Source organism: Streptomyces sp. NPDC006365 (genome assembly GCF_042870755.1).
Lineage (GTDB): Bacteria > Actinomycetota > Actinomycetes > Streptomycetales > Streptomycetaceae > Streptomyces > Streptomyces xiangluensis.
The window spans coordinates 1-14,619 of record NZ_JBIAHS010000020.1 but is presented as its reverse complement, the minus strand read 5'-3'; the positions used below and the strand labels follow the sequence as shown (position 1 = coordinate 14,619).

Annotated in this window: 12 protein-coding genes and 1 rRNA gene; 5 read left to right on the top strand and 8 right to left on the bottom strand. The window is 70.9% G+C overall.

The features are described from left to right. Window positions 1-92: 92 nt before the first annotated feature. The 7 genes from ACFYO0_RS37345 to mtnA all read right to left on the bottom strand — a co-directional run bounded on the left by ACFYO0_RS37345 (window position 93) and on the right by mtnA (window position 8,705). A complete protein-coding gene (locus ACFYO0_RS37345; RefSeq protein WP_165342512.1) occupies window positions 93-857 on the bottom strand; it encodes a response regulator transcription factor in 765 nt (254 codons plus the stop codon). A gap of 229 nt (window positions 858-1,086) precedes the next feature. Beyond that, a complete protein-coding gene (hpf, locus tag ACFYO0_RS37340; RefSeq protein ID WP_388685618.1) occupies window positions 1,087-1,779 on the bottom strand; it encodes a ribosome hibernation-promoting factor, HPF/YfiA family in 693 nt (230 codons plus the stop codon). 314 nt (window positions 1,780-2,093) lie between these two features. After that, on the bottom strand, window positions 2,094-2,861 hold the full coding sequence (locus ACFYO0_RS37335; protein ID WP_388685292.1) for a ComF family protein: 768 nt from the start codon (window positions 2,859-2,861) through the stop codon (window positions 2,094-2,096). A gap of 71 nt (window positions 2,862-2,932) precedes the next feature. Then, entirely contained in the window at window positions 2,933-4,771 is a 1,839-nt protein-coding gene (locus ACFYO0_RS37330; RefSeq protein WP_388685289.1) for an LpqB family beta-propeller domain-containing protein, read from the bottom strand. After that, window positions 4,761-6,860 carry an MtrAB system histidine kinase MtrB gene (gene mtrB / locus ACFYO0_RS37325; protein ID WP_388685287.1) on the bottom strand — a complete coding sequence of 700 codons (2,100 nt, stop codon included), beginning with the start codon at window positions 6,858-6,860 and terminating at the stop codon, window positions 4,761-4,763. The genes ACFYO0_RS37330 and mtrB overlap by 11 nt, the downstream gene beginning before the upstream one ends. 1 nt (window position 6,861) lies before the next feature. Then, complete coding sequence (gene mtrA / locus ACFYO0_RS37320; protein WP_187822996.1) at window positions 6,862-7,551, bottom strand: two-component system response regulator MtrA; 690 nt, start codon at window positions 7,549-7,551, stop codon at window positions 6,862-6,864. 8 nt (window positions 7,552-7,559) lie between these two features. Next, the gene (mtnA, locus tag ACFYO0_RS37315) at window positions 7,560-8,705 is read right to left on the bottom strand and encodes an S-methyl-5-thioribose-1-phosphate isomerase (RefSeq protein WP_388685284.1); all 1,146 of its coding nucleotides are present in this window, start codon (window positions 8,703-8,705) and stop codon (window positions 7,560-7,562) included. 140 nt (window positions 8,706-8,845) lie between these two features. On the opposite strand from mtnA, the gene ACFYO0_RS37310 reads away from it, so the two are divergent. Genes ACFYO0_RS37310 through ACFYO0_RS37290 form a run of 5 tightly spaced genes read left to right on the top strand, consistent with a single transcriptional unit; the run spans window position 8,846 to window position 14,486 of the window. Then, window positions 8,846-10,228, top strand: a complete 1,383-nt coding sequence (locus ACFYO0_RS37310) for a hypothetical protein (RefSeq protein ID WP_388685282.1) — start codon at window positions 8,846-8,848, stop codon at window positions 10,226-10,228. Between the two features lie 4 nt (window positions 10,229-10,232). Further along, window positions 10,233-10,991 carry a DUF4129 domain-containing protein gene (locus ACFYO0_RS37305; protein WP_388685279.1) on the top strand — a complete coding sequence of 253 codons (759 nt, stop codon included), beginning with the start codon at window positions 10,233-10,235 and terminating at the stop codon, window positions 10,989-10,991. Then, entirely contained in the window at window positions 10,988-12,187 is a 1,200-nt protein-coding gene (locus tag ACFYO0_RS37300) for a DUF4350 domain-containing protein (RefSeq protein WP_388685278.1), read from the top strand. The genes ACFYO0_RS37305 and ACFYO0_RS37300 overlap by 4 nt, the downstream gene beginning before the upstream one ends. Next, complete coding sequence (locus ACFYO0_RS37295) at window positions 12,187-13,176, top strand: AAA family ATPase (RefSeq protein WP_388685615.1); 990 nt, start codon at window positions 12,187-12,189, stop codon at window positions 13,174-13,176. The genes ACFYO0_RS37300 and ACFYO0_RS37295 overlap by 1 nt, the downstream gene beginning before the upstream one ends. Next, a complete protein-coding gene (locus ACFYO0_RS37290; protein WP_388685275.1) occupies window positions 13,176-14,486 on the top strand; it encodes a DUF58 domain-containing protein in 1,311 nt (436 codons plus the stop codon). The genes ACFYO0_RS37295 and ACFYO0_RS37290 overlap by 1 nt, the downstream gene beginning before the upstream one ends. Window positions 14,487-14,534: 48 nt before the next feature. On the opposite strand, the gene rrf is transcribed toward ACFYO0_RS37290, so the two are convergent. Beyond that, window positions 14,535-14,619 (bottom strand): 5S ribosomal RNA (gene rrf, locus ACFYO0_RS37285); the annotation flags it as partial.

The following is a 14,619-nucleotide window of genomic DNA, read 5'->3' as shown; positions in this document are numbered from 1 at the left end:
GAGAGCGGGGGAGCGACCAGCCGCACACGACCCGCAGCTTCCCACTGCCCCTTGTCCCGCTACCCGCGGAGCGCCTGCTCCCCGCGGAGTACCTAGCGGATCTCGAGAATCTTCTCCCGCATCGCGTACACCACGGCCTCCATCCTGGAGTGCAGCTGCAGCTTCTCCAGGATGTTCCGCACATGGTTCTTCACGGTGTTCTCGGAGATGAACAACTCCTTGGCGATGTCCCGGTTGTTCATCCCGGTCGCGACCAGCTTGAGAACCTCCAGCTCACGATCAGTGAGCCGAGGTGCCGGCACCAGCCGCCGCTCGTCGGTGCGCTGGATCATCGACTTGAACTCGGTGAGCAGCTTGGACGCCATCGACGGGCTGATCTGTGACTGCCCGTCCGCGACGGCGCGAATGGCCGTGGCCACCTCGTCCGTGGAGATCTCCTTGAGGAGATAGCCGGTCGCGCCCGCCTTGATCGCGTCGTAGAGGTCGGCCTCCTCATCGCTGATCGTCAGCATGATGATCTTCGCGCTGGGGGCCACCTCCTTGATGGATGTGCACGCCTCGATACCGCCGCGCTTGGGCATCCGTACGTCCATCAGCACGATGTCGGGCAGCAGGTCGGCCGCCTTGTCGACCGCCTCGGCCCCGTCACCCGCCTCCCCGACGACCTGGATGTCCTCCTCGGCGGCGAGCACGATCTCCAGGCCTCGGCGGAAAAGGGCATGGTCGTCCACGACAAGGACCCGGATCGGCTCCTTGCGTGGGGAGCCGGCATTCGGGCCGGAGCCCGCGTCCGGGCCCATGCCGACGACGCCGTCGTCGGCGTCTTCGTCCTGCATCGGTCCGAAGCTGTCCGCCATCGTTCCTCCCCCTGAAGGCCGTGGCCTGTGATCCTGTGCCATCGCCAACCCAAGGCAACGGCCCACCGGTTGGGGCCCGGTGCGGCCATGATTTCATGCCCGGACGACAGTCCGGTGACGCAGCGGGCCCCGAGGGGTCGCGCACCGGTGCCCCTGGGGGCGCACACGCACTCCAGGGGCACCGACTGGGGGTCCCCCAGCGAAGGCTGGGGGAGCTCATCGGGCGTGGTCAGCCGCCCAGCGTCCCGCCCGTCGAGGGCTTCTGCGCCTGGGCGACCATCGGGTCCGTGCTGAGGTGGATGACGCCGTAGTCGTATGCGTGCCGCCGGTAGACGACACTCGGTTCCTTCGTCTCGGAGTCGACGAAGAGATAGAAGTCGTGCCCGACCAGCTCCATCTCGTAGAGAGCCTGGTCGAGGGTCATCGGAGAGGCGACGTGAGTCTTCTCGCGCACGACGAGGGGGCCTTCGCCCTTCACCTCGAGGGAGCCGATCTTCTTGGTCGGCACTCCTTCGGGCTCTTCCTCGTGGACGGTCTTGCCATTCCCGTTCAGTGTCGCCACACCCGGAACGTGGTCGGGGACCTCAGCTGCCGTGAGCCGACGGGCACCACGGCGCGTGTAGCGCTTGTCGTGCTGCTTGCGCAGCCGGGCTTCCAGCTTGTCCGCCGCCAGGTCGAGCGCCGCATATGCATCACTGGCCGCTGCCTCCGCCCGGATCACCGGGCCGCGGGAGTGAAGCGTGATCTCCACTCGGTCGGACCGGTCGGCCTGTCGCGGGTTCGGCTCCTTGGACACCTCGACGTCGAGGCTGATCACCTTGGCATCGAGCTTCTGGATCTTCTCCAGCTTCAGCTTCTCGGCCACGTGCTTGCGGAACCGCTCTGGCACCTCGGTCTTGCGGCCCTTGACGACGATGTCCACGCAGAACTCCGTTCCCGGATCGCTCCGCATCGGTGCGGAGCAACTCCCTTTTTTGCACCAGGCTCCGGCAAGTCCCAGAGCCTCGGACTTGGTGACTCCACCTCCTCCTCCCCCATGGGCAAGATCTCCACCCCACCGCCGCGGGTGATTGCAGAAACCCCCAGCATGGCAATCCGATATAGGGGGACAGCAACCCGCCATTCCCTCACAACCGAACATATCTCGCCCGGACGGATGTCGTCACCCTCTACCGCGGGGTACCTCCATTCCAGCGAATTGAACCTCTCGCTACCTGCAACGACGCAACTTCCCAGTCAGTTCCAGTTTATTTCGAAAGATGACGGAGAGGCTGCGACCACAGCCGCACTGAGCATGTCTCCGGTGCCGTTCGGACCGCCCATTCCCGCGACCGCTTGTGGCACGTCTCCCACGTCCTCAAAAGCGGCGCGCAGCGCCCGCGCCGCCTCCGCCAACGACGCGCCCGTCGTCATCAGGTCGTCGACGAGGACGGTCCGGCCACCTTCGGCCAGCATCCGGGCGCCCCCGGCGGCCACCTCCAGGGCGCCGGCCAGATTGTCCAGCCGCTGCCGGGAGTTGAGCCCCGACTGGTCTGCCACGGCACGGCGCTGCCGGAGCACTGCGAGCATCCGGGCCGGCGTCCCCGCGCGCCGCAGCTCGCCCGCCGCCGCGAGCGCGATCCGCCGCGCCGGGTCGTGCCCCCGCGCCCGCACCGCCCGCCGTGCGGAAGGGGCGGGAACGAGCAACACCGGTGCCCCGGGCCCGCCACCGGACGCGAGCCCCGCCCGCACCGCACCCGCGAGCGCCACTCCCAGCGGCCCTGCGAGCACCAGCGCACCCCGTTCCTTGTGGGCGAGGAGCGCCGCCCGCACCTCGTCCTCGTACGGAGCCGCCGCATGCACCACCGGCAGCCCCGGCGGCTCGGGCACCGGTCGCACCCGGCGCGGCGCGGCCCCCATCAGGCGCGTACGGCACGCCGAACAGAGCACCGAACGTGCCCTCCCGCAGCCTCCGCATTCGGCCGGCAGCACCAGGTCGGTGAGGTCCTGCCACCACCCGCGCATGCCCACCACTGTGCCAACGCCTGAGCAGTCGAGCCACCCCTGTGGATAACTCCCTGTGGACAGCTGCGGGGCTACCCCGGATAAACCGGCGCCGTCCCCGTCTTGACCACCTTCTGCCACTGCGCACCGGACGAAAGCCGCACAATCCCGTCCTCGGAGTGCGCCACCAGCGGCAGCCGTTCGTCCTCGGAGGCGGCGATCTCCTCCACACCGGTGAGCGCGGAAGGCGGCGCGCCGACCGGAGTGGAGCCATCGACCTGGACGTACCGGATCTGCTGCACGCCGCCCTCCTCCTGGCCGACCACGACCAGGCGGCTGTCCCCGGCCCAGGACATGGCCGTGACCTCCTCCAGCTGCGGTGCGACCGAACGCGGGTCGTGGATCGTGACGACGGGCCGTCCATCCGGTCCGTTCTGCCCCTCGATCCGCCCCATGAGCAGCGAGGTCTTGCCGTCCTCCTCCACGATCAACGCGACCCGCACGCCGTCGGCGGCCACCCGCACCGCCTCGATCCGCCCTTCGATCCCGGGCGTCCTGACCTCCAGCGGCTCACCCCTGCCCTCCTCCAGCAGGAGCAGCCGCGAGTTCTTCGGGTCCCGGTCGGCCACCCACAGGTCGCCGCCCTCGTCCCAGCTGGGCGTCGTCAGCCCGTCGTCCTCCGACTTGGCCCTGCTCTGCAGCACGGGGTCCCCGAGCGAAGCACCGGACGCGAGCGACCCCACGTACAGCGAGCGCCCGTCCAGCGAGACCCCCGCCGCACTCTCCTCGTTCCGCGAGACCGCGGCCGTACGCAGCGCCGTGTCGCCCGCGCCAAGTGCTCCCGGCACCGGCTCGGCCTCCTGTTCGCTGCCGGCGGGTATCCGTACGAGTCGCTTCTCGCCGTCGATGAAGTACTCGTACTGGACACGCTGCCTCATGCCGTGCGAGGCGATGATCTCGGCGTCGCCCTCCTTGATCGCGCACAGCTGTGAGCCGTCGGGGCGCTGCAGTTCGACCTCGTCGATGCCCGTGGGCGTCAGGTCCTTCAGGGTGAAGATGAGCTGGGCCGCCATCTCGGCGCACTGCGTCTGCCCGACACCCTCGGCCTTGTTGTTCAGCGGCACCCTCAGCCTGTTCTGGTCGTCGGGCGTCAGCGTCTTGACACCCTTCTTCAGCGCCGTGCCGGTGGGGAAGCGGGACCTGACGACCGGCTTGAGCCAGCTGGTGGGCCCGTTCAGCAGTGCCTTGACCATCTGGGTCACGGGGTCGACCTGCTGGCGCACATAGACCGGATCGGCCACGGTCCCGAGCCGCTCGGCGCTCGGCGAGTTCGACGCGAAGTAGTACTTGTTGACGGAGACGTAGCGGCGTTGGAAGTCGGAGTTGCCGAGCACCACGCCCTGCGGCAGCACGTCGATGCGCCACTGCTTGCTGCCGTCCGGCCCCTTCTGCTTCGTGAGATGCAACGTCTCCTCGTACGCCCCCTCGGCGGGCTCGTACGCCAACTGCTGGTCCACCTCGGCGACCTTGTCACCGGTCAGCGCGTACGCGTAGTCGCCGGTGGCCTCCCTGCTGCCGCTGTGCTGGGCCAGTGCGGTCGGCCCGTCCGCGAGTACCGTCGTCGAGCGCTCGGGCTGCCAGCTCTTCGAGGCGTCCTCGGTGAGGTATTTGCGCGCCGTGTCGAACTCCGGCTCGTCGCTGGTCAGCGCCTCCAGGAAGCCCTGCACGATCTCCTCGGGCTGGGCGTTCTCCCGCGGCGGCATCGCGAACACCCTGACCTGCGCGTCCGGCCGCTGCGAAGCCTCGACGTCGCGCAGATCCCCGCTGTCCGGCATCGAGGCGCACCCGGCCAGCAGTACGGCTCCACAGCCGACGTACGTCACCACCCGCATCGGACGCCGTCGGCCACCGCGATCGCGGTCAGCGCCCACGAGATCCCTCCCCTTGCTTCAACTGATCAGGCCCCTCGCCGGTTCCCGCGCCACCTTCGGACGGCGCCTCACCGGGTTCTTCGCGCTCCCCGGACTCCGCGGGCGCCGTGGCCACCGCACGCACCTCCGCCGCGGGCCGCGGCACCACGCGCGCGCCGTTGCCGGGCAGCGCCGCCGGATCCACCGCGCCCGCCAGCCGCGGTGCCACCGGCGCCCGCGGCGGCATCGGCGGTACTCTGCGCTCGCCGTGCGCCTGCGCCGGCACCGTGGCGAGTTTCTGCGTGCCGTTGAGGGGCAGCCCCGCTTCGTTCAGCCCGCGGTTGCGCCTGGAGTCCTTGGGCTCCAGGGGTATCGGCGAGCCCCGAAGCGGTTCGTCCGCGGTCCGCGGCAGCGTCAGGCGGAACTGCGAGCCGCCGCCCGGCTCGCCCCACGCCTGCAGCCAGCCGCCGTGCAGCCGCGCGTCCTCCAGGGCGATGGACAGCCCAAGGCCCGTACCACCGGTCGTTCGCGCGCGTGCCGGGTCGGCCCGCCAGAAGCGGCTGAACACGCGGGTCGCCTCGCCGGGCTTGAGCCCCACTCCGTAGTCACGCACCGCGACCGCGACCGCGCCGCCCGCCGCGGCGAGCCTGACCACCACGTCCTTGCCCTCGCCGTGCTCCACGGCGTTGACGACGAGGTTCCGCAGCACCCGCTCCACCCGCCGCGCGTCGGCCTCGGCGACCACCGGCTGGTGATCACCGACGACCTTGATCTGCGTGTCCTTGCGCTCGGCGAGCGGCTCGGCCCCGCTCACCACCCGGCGTACGACCTCGCGCAGGTCGATCGGCTCTGCCTCCAGAGCCGCCGCGCCCGCGTCGAACCGGCTGATCTCCAGCAGATCCGCGAGCAACGTCTCGAACCGGTCCAGCTGGTCCGCGAGCAGCTCGGCCGACCGCGCGGTCACGGGATCGAAGTCCACGCGCGCGTCATGGATGACATCCGCGGCCATCCGTACGGTCGTCAGCGGCGTACGCAGCTCGTGCGACACGTCGGACACGAACCGCCGCTGCATCCGCGACAGGTCCTCCAGCTGCTGGATCTTCAACTGAAGGTTCTGCGCCATCTTGTTGAAAGCCTCACCGAGCCGTGCGATGTCGTCCTCGCCGGTGACCTTCATACGTTCCTGAAGGCGCCCGGCGGACAGCCGCTCGGCGATGCCCGCGGCCATCCGTACGGGTGTGACGACCTGCCGCACCACGAGCCAGGCAATCGCCCCGAGCAGCACCACGACGAACAGGCCGGCCGTCGCGAGCGTCCCCCTGACCAGGCTGAGCGACTTCTCCTCCTGGGTGAGCGGGAAGAGGTAGTACAGCTGGTACGGATCGCCGTTCGGGTCGCTCACCCGCTTGCCGATGACCAGCCCTGGCTGGGAGTCCTGGCCGTTGTTGTAGACGATGCGGGTGTAGCTCTGGGCCGGGAGCATGCTCTCGTCGATCCGGTGGCGCAGAGCCTCCGGCACGCTCGTGGCCGGATCGACGTCGCCTGACGACCGCGGGCCGCGCCCGCCGCTGTCCGCGCCGGCGACCGCGCTGGAGGAGCTGAGCGTGACCACGTCGAAGGCGCCCTGGCCACCACTGGACAGGGACTCCACGAGGTCGCCCAGCCAGGCCCCGATGTTCTGGACGGGTCGCTCGTCCGTGCTCGAACCGTCGTCGCCCCCGGCGCTCGCCGCCGCGTCCGCCCGCTGCTTGGCCACGCCGAACCCCCCGGTGGCCTGGCTCTCCGAGGCCCTCACCTTGGCGTCCAGCAGGCCGTTGCGCACCTGCCCGATGACCACGAAGCCGAGCAGCAGGACGACGCCCAGCGACATCAACAGCGTCGTGACGACGACCTTGAGCTGGATGTTGCGCCGCCATAGTCGCATGACGGGCAGCAGCGGACGGCGCACCCAGCGCATGAACAGCCTCAGGACGGGGCTGCCCTGGACCCCGCCCTGCAACAGCCAGCCCTCGCTGAACCGAGCCCACAAGGAACTCGCCGCCCTCCGGCCGACAGGCCGCGAGCGGCTGCCCGGCTGACCGGGCGCCGGAGCGGCACTGTCCCGGGACACGTCAGCTGGGTCCGGCCTTGTAACCGACGCCACGGACAGTCACCACGATTTCCGGCCGCTCCGGATCCTTCTCGACCTTGGAACGAAGCCGCTGTACATGAACATTGACAAGGCGGGTGTCCGCCGCGTGCCGGTAGCCCCACACCTGCTCGAGGAGCACCTCACGCGTGAACACCTGCCACGGCTTCCGGGCCAGCGCCACCAGCAGGTCGAACTCCAGCGGCGTCAACGCGATCGACTGCCCGTCCCGCTTCACGGAGTGACCGGCCACATCGATGACCAGGTCGCCGATGGCGAGCTGCTCGGGCGCCGGCTCCTCCGACCTCCGCAGCCGCGCCCGGATCCGCGCCACCAGCTCCTTCGGCTTGAACGGCTTCACGATGTAGTCATCAGCGCCCGATTCGAGCCCGACCACCACATCGACGGTGTCGCTCTTCGCCGTGAGCATCACGATCGGTACGCCGGACTCCGCCCTGATCAGGCGGCACACCTCGATACCGTCCCGCCCCGGCAACATCAGATCGAGCAGCACCAGATCGGGCTTGGTCTCACGGAAAGCGGCCAGCGCCTTGTCGCCGTCGGCTACGAAAGACGGTTCAAAACCTTCACCACGCAGCACAATGCCGAGCATCTCGGCCAGTGCGGTGTCGTCATCGACGACAAGGACTCGTCCCTTCATGAATGCCATCATCCCATTAACTAAATCGTTACCTGGCGTGACCTGGCACACAGCTCAGCAAGCGCCTCCGCCGTGACGGGCGAAACGGCGCCCTCCTCGGTGACGATCGCCGTCACCAGCTCGGGCGGCGTCACGTCGAACGCCGGGTTGTACGCCTGGGTCCCCAGGGGTGCCACCGGAATCCCGCCTCCCGCTTCCGCTCCCGCCACCGGCACCTGGGGTGCGATGAGCTCGGTCACCTCATGACCGGCGCGCTGCTCGACCTCGATGGACGCCCCGTCCGGGGTGTCGGGGTCCACCGTCGTCACAGGCGCCACCACGACGAACGGTACGTGGTGGTACCGGGCCAGTACTGCGAGCGGGTAGCTCCCCACCTTGTTCGCCACCGAACCGTCGGCCGCGATCCGGTCCGCCCCGACGAGCACCGCGTCCACCTCCCCCGCCGAGAACAGCGACCCCGCGGCGTTATCCGTGAGCAGCGTGTACGCCATCCCGTTGCGCGCCGCCTCGTACGCCGTCAGGCGAGCACCCTGCAGCAACGGCCGCGTCTCGTCCACCCACAGCCTGCGCAGCCGTCCGGCCCGGTGCGCGGCGAGTGCGACGGCGAACGCCGTGCCCTCCCCGCCGGACACCAGCGCCCCGGTGTTGCAGTGCGTCAGGATCCGGTGATTGCCGCCGGGCAGCAGCTCGTCGAGCAGCGCCAGACCGTGCTCGGCCATGCGTCCGCTGGCCTCGGCGTCCTCCTGGTGCAGAGCGCGAGCGGCAGCGAGCGCGGCCTCGGCGGCCTGCTCCTGGTCACTGCCGCCGGCCAGGGCGGCACGATGAGCCGACTGGGCCCTGCGCACGCCGTGCACGAGGTTCACCGCGGTGGGCCGAGCGCTCGCGAGCGCGTCGGCGGCGTCGTCCACGTCGAACCCGCGCACGGCGGCGAGCGCGACCCCGTACGCCCCCGCGATACCCAGCAGCGGCGCTCCGCGCACAGCGAGTGTGCGGATCGCCTCCACCAGCGCCGGAGGGTCGGTGCACACCAGCTCGACCTCCTCGGCCGGCAGCCGCGTCTGGTCGAGAAGGACCAGTACGGAGCCTTCCGGCGGTTCGTCCCACCGGATCGCCGGAATCTCGGTGGGTGCCTTGTCCTCGCGGGAATGCACGTACTGATCAGCCATCCGCCCAGTCTGCCCCGTACAGGGCGGACAATTGAAGGTGTGCAGCCCATACGGGGGCCAGTCACTTCCCGGCCGCACCGTGGCACGATGGCTGCCAACCTGCCGCCGCAACCGCGGACGGGCACCGTGAAGGAGCGACGATGAAAGACACTCCGGGCTGGGCATCGCCCGGATCTGCCCCCTCCGACGGGCAGGACGGTCGAGAGCCGAGCGCTTCCGGCCCGGCCGAGCCCGCGGACCGGCCCGCTGCCCCAGAGCCCACGGATCAGCCGGGACAGCCCGCGCCCGACCCGTCGGGCCCAGGCGCGAAGTGGTCCAAGGAGCAGCCCCCGCCCGGCCAGTGGTCCGCCCCCGGCAGCTCCCAGGGGAGCCCGGCCAAGGCCCCGCCTCCACCTCCGCCTGGCCCCGGCTGGGGCGGACAGCCCCCCGGCGGCCCCGGATACGGCGGTCCCGGCGGATACGGCGGTGGCTACGGCCGCGGTCCCGGCGGCCACCCCGGGTGGGGAGGCGGCTGGGGAGGTCCTCCGCCCGCTGCCAAGCCCGGCGTGATCCCGCTCCGTCCGCTCGGCGTCGGCGAGATCCTCGACGGCGCCGTGTCGACCATGCGTACGCACTGGCGCACGGTCCTCGGCATCTCGCTGACCGTCGCGGTGTTCACAGAGATCGTCGTGGTGCTGCTCCAGGGCTTCGTCCTTGACGACACCGCGAGCTCGGACGCCCTCAACGACCCGAGCGCCACCGTCGGCGAACTCACCCGCGCCCTCAGCGACACCCTGCTGAGCTCCGGCGTCATCCTGCTGATCACGCTGCTCGGCACCATCGTCGCGACCGCCCTGCTCACGACCGTGACCAGCCGCGCCGTGCTCGGCAAGTCGGTGACCACCGCCGAGGCCTGGCGCGACGCCCGCCCCCAGCTGGCGAAACTCTTCGGCCTCACTTTCCTGCTCCCGCTCATCGGCGTCTCGGTCGTCGCCATCGGCACGGTGCCCGGTGTCCTGGTCGCCCTCGCCGGCGGAGGCGACGGCGGTGTCGCACTCGCCGTCCTCGGCGGCATGGCCGCGGGTGTCGTCGCGATCTGGCTGATGGTCCGTTTCTCGCTGGCCTCGCCCGCCCTGATGCTGGAGAAGCAGAGCATCCTGAAGTCCGTGAGCCGCTCCGCCAAGCTGGTCCGCGGCTCCTGGTGGCGGGTCTTCGGCATCCAACTGCTCGCCACGATCATCGCGAACGTGGTCGCCTCGATCATCGTGATCCCGTTCGCTTTCCTCGCCGCCACCCTGAGCGGCGGCGGTGTCAGCGGCCTCCTCAACAGCGGCACCGCGGACCTCGGCTGGACGTTCCTCATCGTCAGCGGGATCGGCTCGGTGATCGGGTCGATGCTCACGTTCCCGATCATCGCGGGTGTCGCCGTGCTCCTGTACGTCGACCAGCGCATCCGCCGCGAGGCCCTCGACCTCGACCTGGCCCGCGCCGCCGGCGTCCAGGGCTACGGCTCCGACGCCCCCGGCACCACCCCGGGGGGCTGATGCGGTGAGCCCGTCGGGGGGTGTTCTCACAGCGGTGCTCGCGCTGCCGGGCTCCGGCGCCGCGGCCGTATTCGTGCTGCCACGCTCGGCCGACGAACCACCGGTGACGATCCCGCGCGACCCCGCGCGGGAGGCGGCGCGGCGCGAGCTGTCCAAGCGGATGTACCACGAGAACGACCCCGGCTGGTTCCAGCGCGCCCTGGATGCCTTCTGGGAGTGGCTCGACAAGCTGTTCAGCGCAGCCTCTGGCGCTACCCCGGGCGGCGCACTCGGCCTCGTTGTCATCGCGCTGGCGGCCGCGGCGCTGATCGGCGCCCTGTGGTGGCGGCTCGGCACTCCCAGGCGCGGCCCCACATCGGCCGCCCCGCTCTTCGACGACCGGCCGCGCAGCGCCGCCGAGCACCGGGCCGCCGCCGAGAGCCACGCCGCCCAGGGCCACTGGAACCAGGCCGTCCAGGAGCGCATGCGCGCTGTCGTCCGCTCCCTGGAGGAGCGCGTCCTGCTCGAGCCCCGCCCCGGCCGCACCGCCGACGAGGCAGCCGCCGAGGCAGGCCGTACGCTTCCCTCCCACACGGACCGGCTGAGCGCCGCGGCCCGGGACTTCGACGACGTCACGTACGGCGGACGATCGGCCACGCCCCAGGCATACCAGCGCCTCACCGAGCTCGACCGCGACGTGGAACGCACAAAGCCGGTCCTCGTGAGCAGCACCCCGAGCACACACAGCACGGCCCACAGCACGCGCCATGGGGCCGCCGAATGACCACCGAGGCCACCCTTCCGTCCACCACCTCGGCCTCCCCCACCGCTCGCCAGGTGTGGACCCGCGCGCGCGGTGTCCTGCTCGGGCTCGTGATCCTCCTCGTGGCCGCGATCGCCATCGCCGCGGTCCGCTCCGACGCCCAGCACGGCAGCCTCGACCCGCGCTCCGTCGACCCCAACGGCAGCCGCGCCGTCGCCGAACTCCTCGCCGACCGCGGCGTGTCCACCCGCGTGGTCACCACCCTGGAGGACGCCCGCAACGCCACCGGCCCCGACACCACGCTCCTGGTCGCCGCCCCGGACCTGCTCACGGACCGCCAGCAGACCCGGCTCCACTCGGCCTTCACCAACTCCGGAGGCCGCACCCTCCTCGTCGCGCCCGGCATCCCTTCCGTCGGCAGCCTCGCCCCCGGAGTCACCGCCGACCCCACGCCGAGCTACGACTCCACGCTCCCGCCCGACTGCGCCCTGCCCGCCGCCCAGCGAGCGGGCACAGCCGACACCGGTGGCATCCGCTACACGACGACCGCGCCCGATGCCGATTCCTGTTACCTCAGCGACGGTCTGCCCACCCTGCTGCGCGTCCCGGCGCTCGAAGGGGACGGCGACACAGTCGTACTCGGTGCCCCCGACATCCTCCACAACGACCGCCTCGACGAGCAGGGCAACGCCTCGCTCGCTCTCCAACTGCTCGGCTCCCGCCCCCACCTGGTCTGGTACCTCCCCTCGCTCTCCGACGACTCCGCCACCGACGCCGGCGACCGCAGCTTCTTCGACTTGATCCCCTCCGGCTGGCTCTGGGGCAGCCTGCAGCTCTTCATCGCCGCAGCCCTGGCCGCCCTCTGGCGTGCCCGCCGTCTCGGCCCGCTCGTCCCCGAACGGCTCCCCGTCGCGATCCGCGCCTCCGAGACCGTCGAAGGCCGCGCCCGCCTCTACCGCAAGTCCAACGCCCGCGACCGCGCCGCCGCAGCTCTGCGCTCCACCACCCGCACCCGCCTCGCCCCCCTCGTCGGCCTGTCCCCCGCCCAGGCACACGCGCCCGAAGCCCTGCTCCCCGCCCTGTCCGCCCGCCTCCACGGCGACGGACAGTCGTCCCCGCACTCTCTTCTCTTCGGCCCGCCGCCCCGCGACGACGCAGCCCTCATCCACCTCGCCGACCAACTCGACGCCCTCGAAAGAGAGGTACGCCGTCCATGATGGACCCGACCACTGACAACGCCGCGCACACCGGGGATCCGGGCGCCGCCCGGGCCTCCCTGGAGGCCCTGCGCGCCGAGATCGCCAAAGCCGTGGTCGGCCAGGATCCCGCCGTGACCGGCCTCGTCGTCGCCCTCCTCTGCCGCGGACACGTGTTGCTCGAAGGAGTTCCCGGCGTCGCCAAAACGCTGCTCGTACGCGCTCTCGCGTCCGCCCTCGAACTCGACACCAAGCGTGTCCAGTTCACCCCGGACCTGATGCCCAGCGACGTCACAGGCTCCCTCGTCTACGACACCCGCACCGCCGAGTTCTCCTTCCAGCCCGGCCCGGTCTTCACCAACCTCCTGCTCGCCGACGAGATCAACCGCACCCCGCCCAAGACCCAGTCCTCGCTCCTCGAAGCGATGGAGGAGCGCCAGGTCACGGTCGACGGCACCGCGCGCCCCCTCCCCGAACCCTTCCTGGTCGCCGCGACCCAGAACCCGGTCGAGTACGAGGGCACATACCCCCTCCCCGAAGCCCAGCTGGACCGTTTCCTCCTCAAGCTGACAATCCCGCTGCCCTCCCGCCAGGACGAGATCGACGTCCTCACCCGCCACGCCGAGGGATTCAACCCGCGCGACCTGCGCGCGGCAGGCGTACGGCCCGTGGCCGGCCCCGCCGCCCTGGAAGCCGCCCGCGCGGCAGTCGGCAAAACAGCGGTCTCCCCCGAAATCACCGGCTACGTGGTGGACGTCTGCCGCGCCACCCGCGAGTCCCCGTCCCTCGCCCTCGGCGTCTCCCCTCGCGGCGCAACGGCGCTCCTGGCCACGGCCCGCGCCTGGGCCTGGCTGACCGGCCGCGACTACGTCATCCCCGACGACGTAAAAGCCCTCGCGCTCCCCACCCTCCGCCACCGGGTCCAGCTCCGCCCCGAGGCCGAGATGGAAGGCGTGACCGCCGACTCCGTGATCAACGCGATCCTCGCCCACGTCCCCGTACCCCGCTGATGGCACTCACCGGACGCGCCGCCCTCCTCGCGGCCCTCGGCACTCTCCCCGTCGGCATCTGGGAACCCGGCTGGACGGGCATCCTCGCCGTGAACATCCCCCTGGCCCTCGCCTGCGCCTGCGACTTCGCCCTGGCCGCACCCGTACGCCGCCTCGGCCTGACCCGCTCCGGAGACACCTCGGTACGCCTGGGCGAAGCCGCCGATGTCACCCTCACAGTCACCAACCCGACCGCCCGCCCTCTACGCGCCCGTATCCGCGACGCCTGGCCCCCCAGCAGTTGGCAGCCCGGCACGGAAGTCACCGCATCCCGTCACCGACTGACGATCCCCCCGGGCGAACGCCGCCGTATCACGACTCGTCTGCGCCCCACCCGCCGCGGCGACCGCCAGGCAGACCGCGTCACCATCCGCTCATTCGGACCTCTCGGCCTCTTCGCCCGCCAGGGCACCCACCACGTCCCCTGGACCGTACGCGTCCTGCCCCCGTTCACCAGCCGCAAGCACCTCCCGTCAAAGCTGGCCCGCCTGCGAGAACTCGACGGCCGCACCAGTGCCCTGACCCGCGGCGAGGGCACCGAGTTCGACAGCCTCCGCGAATACGTTCCCGGGGACGACACCCGCTCCATCGACTGGCGCGCCACCGCCCGGCAGACGACGGTCGCTGTACGCACCTGGCGCCCCGAACGCGACCGCCACATCCTGCTGGTCCTCGACACAGGCCGTACCTCGGCGGGCCGCGTGGGCGACGCCCCACGCCTCGACGCCTCCATGGACGCGGCACTGCTCCTGGCCGCCCTCGCATCCCGAGCCGGCGACCGCGTGGATCTTCTCGCGTACGACCGCCGGGTGCGCGCCCAAGTGCAGGGCCGAGCCGCGGGCGATGTCCTCCCCTCCCTGGTGAACGCCATGGCCCGCCTCGAACCGGAACTTGTCGAGACGGACGCACGCGGCCTCACCGCCACCGCCCTCCGCACAGCCCCACGCCGCTCCCTGATCGTGCTCCTCACCAGCCTCGACGCGGCCCCCATTGAGGAGGGCCTGCTTCCCGTACTCTCCCGCCTCACCCAGCGCCACACAGTCCTGGTTGCCTCAGTAGCCGACCCGCACATAGAGCACATGGCCACGGCAAGGGGAAACACCGATGCCGTGTACGAAGCCGCAGCCGCAGCCCAGGCTCAGACAGAACGCCATCGCACCGCCGAGCAACTCATCCGCCATGGCGTCACGGTCGTGGACGCAACACCGAACGATCTTCCTCCGGCTTTGGCGGACGCTTATCTGGCTCTCAAAGCAGCGGGACGTCTTTAACGCAAAAAGCCCCCGTGCCGAATGGCACGGGGGCTTTTTCTACATTTAGTTCGGCGGTGTCCTACTCTCCCACAGGGTCCCCCCTGCAGTACCATCGGCGCTGTAAGGCTTAGCTTCCGGGTTCGGAATGTAA

Coding starts and splice junctions, on each gene's coding strand:
- ACFYO0_RS37345 (WP_165342512.1), bottom strand. CDS start 857: ATGGCGGACAGCTTCGGACCGATGCAGGACGAAGACGCCGACGACGGC.
- ACFYO0_RS37335 (WP_388685292.1), bottom strand. CDS start 2,861: ATGCGCGGGTGGTGGCAGGACCTCACCGACCTGGTGCTGCCGGCCGAA.
- mtrA (WP_187822996.1), bottom strand. CDS start 7,551: ATGATGGCATTCATGAAGGGACGAGTCCTTGTCGTCGATGACGACACC.
- mtnA (WP_388685284.1), bottom strand. CDS start 8,705: ATGGCTGATCAGTACGTGCATTCCCGCGAGGACAAGGCACCCACCGAG.
- ACFYO0_RS37310 (WP_388685282.1), top strand. CDS start 8,846: ATGAAAGACACTCCGGGCTGGGCATCGCCCGGATCTGCCCCCTCCGAC.
- ACFYO0_RS37300 (WP_388685278.1), top strand. CDS start 10,988: ATGACCACCGAGGCCACCCTTCCGTCCACCACCTCGGCCTCCCCCACC.
- ACFYO0_RS37295 (WP_388685615.1), top strand. CDS start 12,187: ATGGACCCGACCACTGACAACGCCGCGCACACCGGGGATCCGGGCGCC.
- ACFYO0_RS37290 (WP_388685275.1), top strand. CDS start 13,176: ATGGCACTCACCGGACGCGCCGCCCTCCTCGCGGCCCTCGGCACTCTC.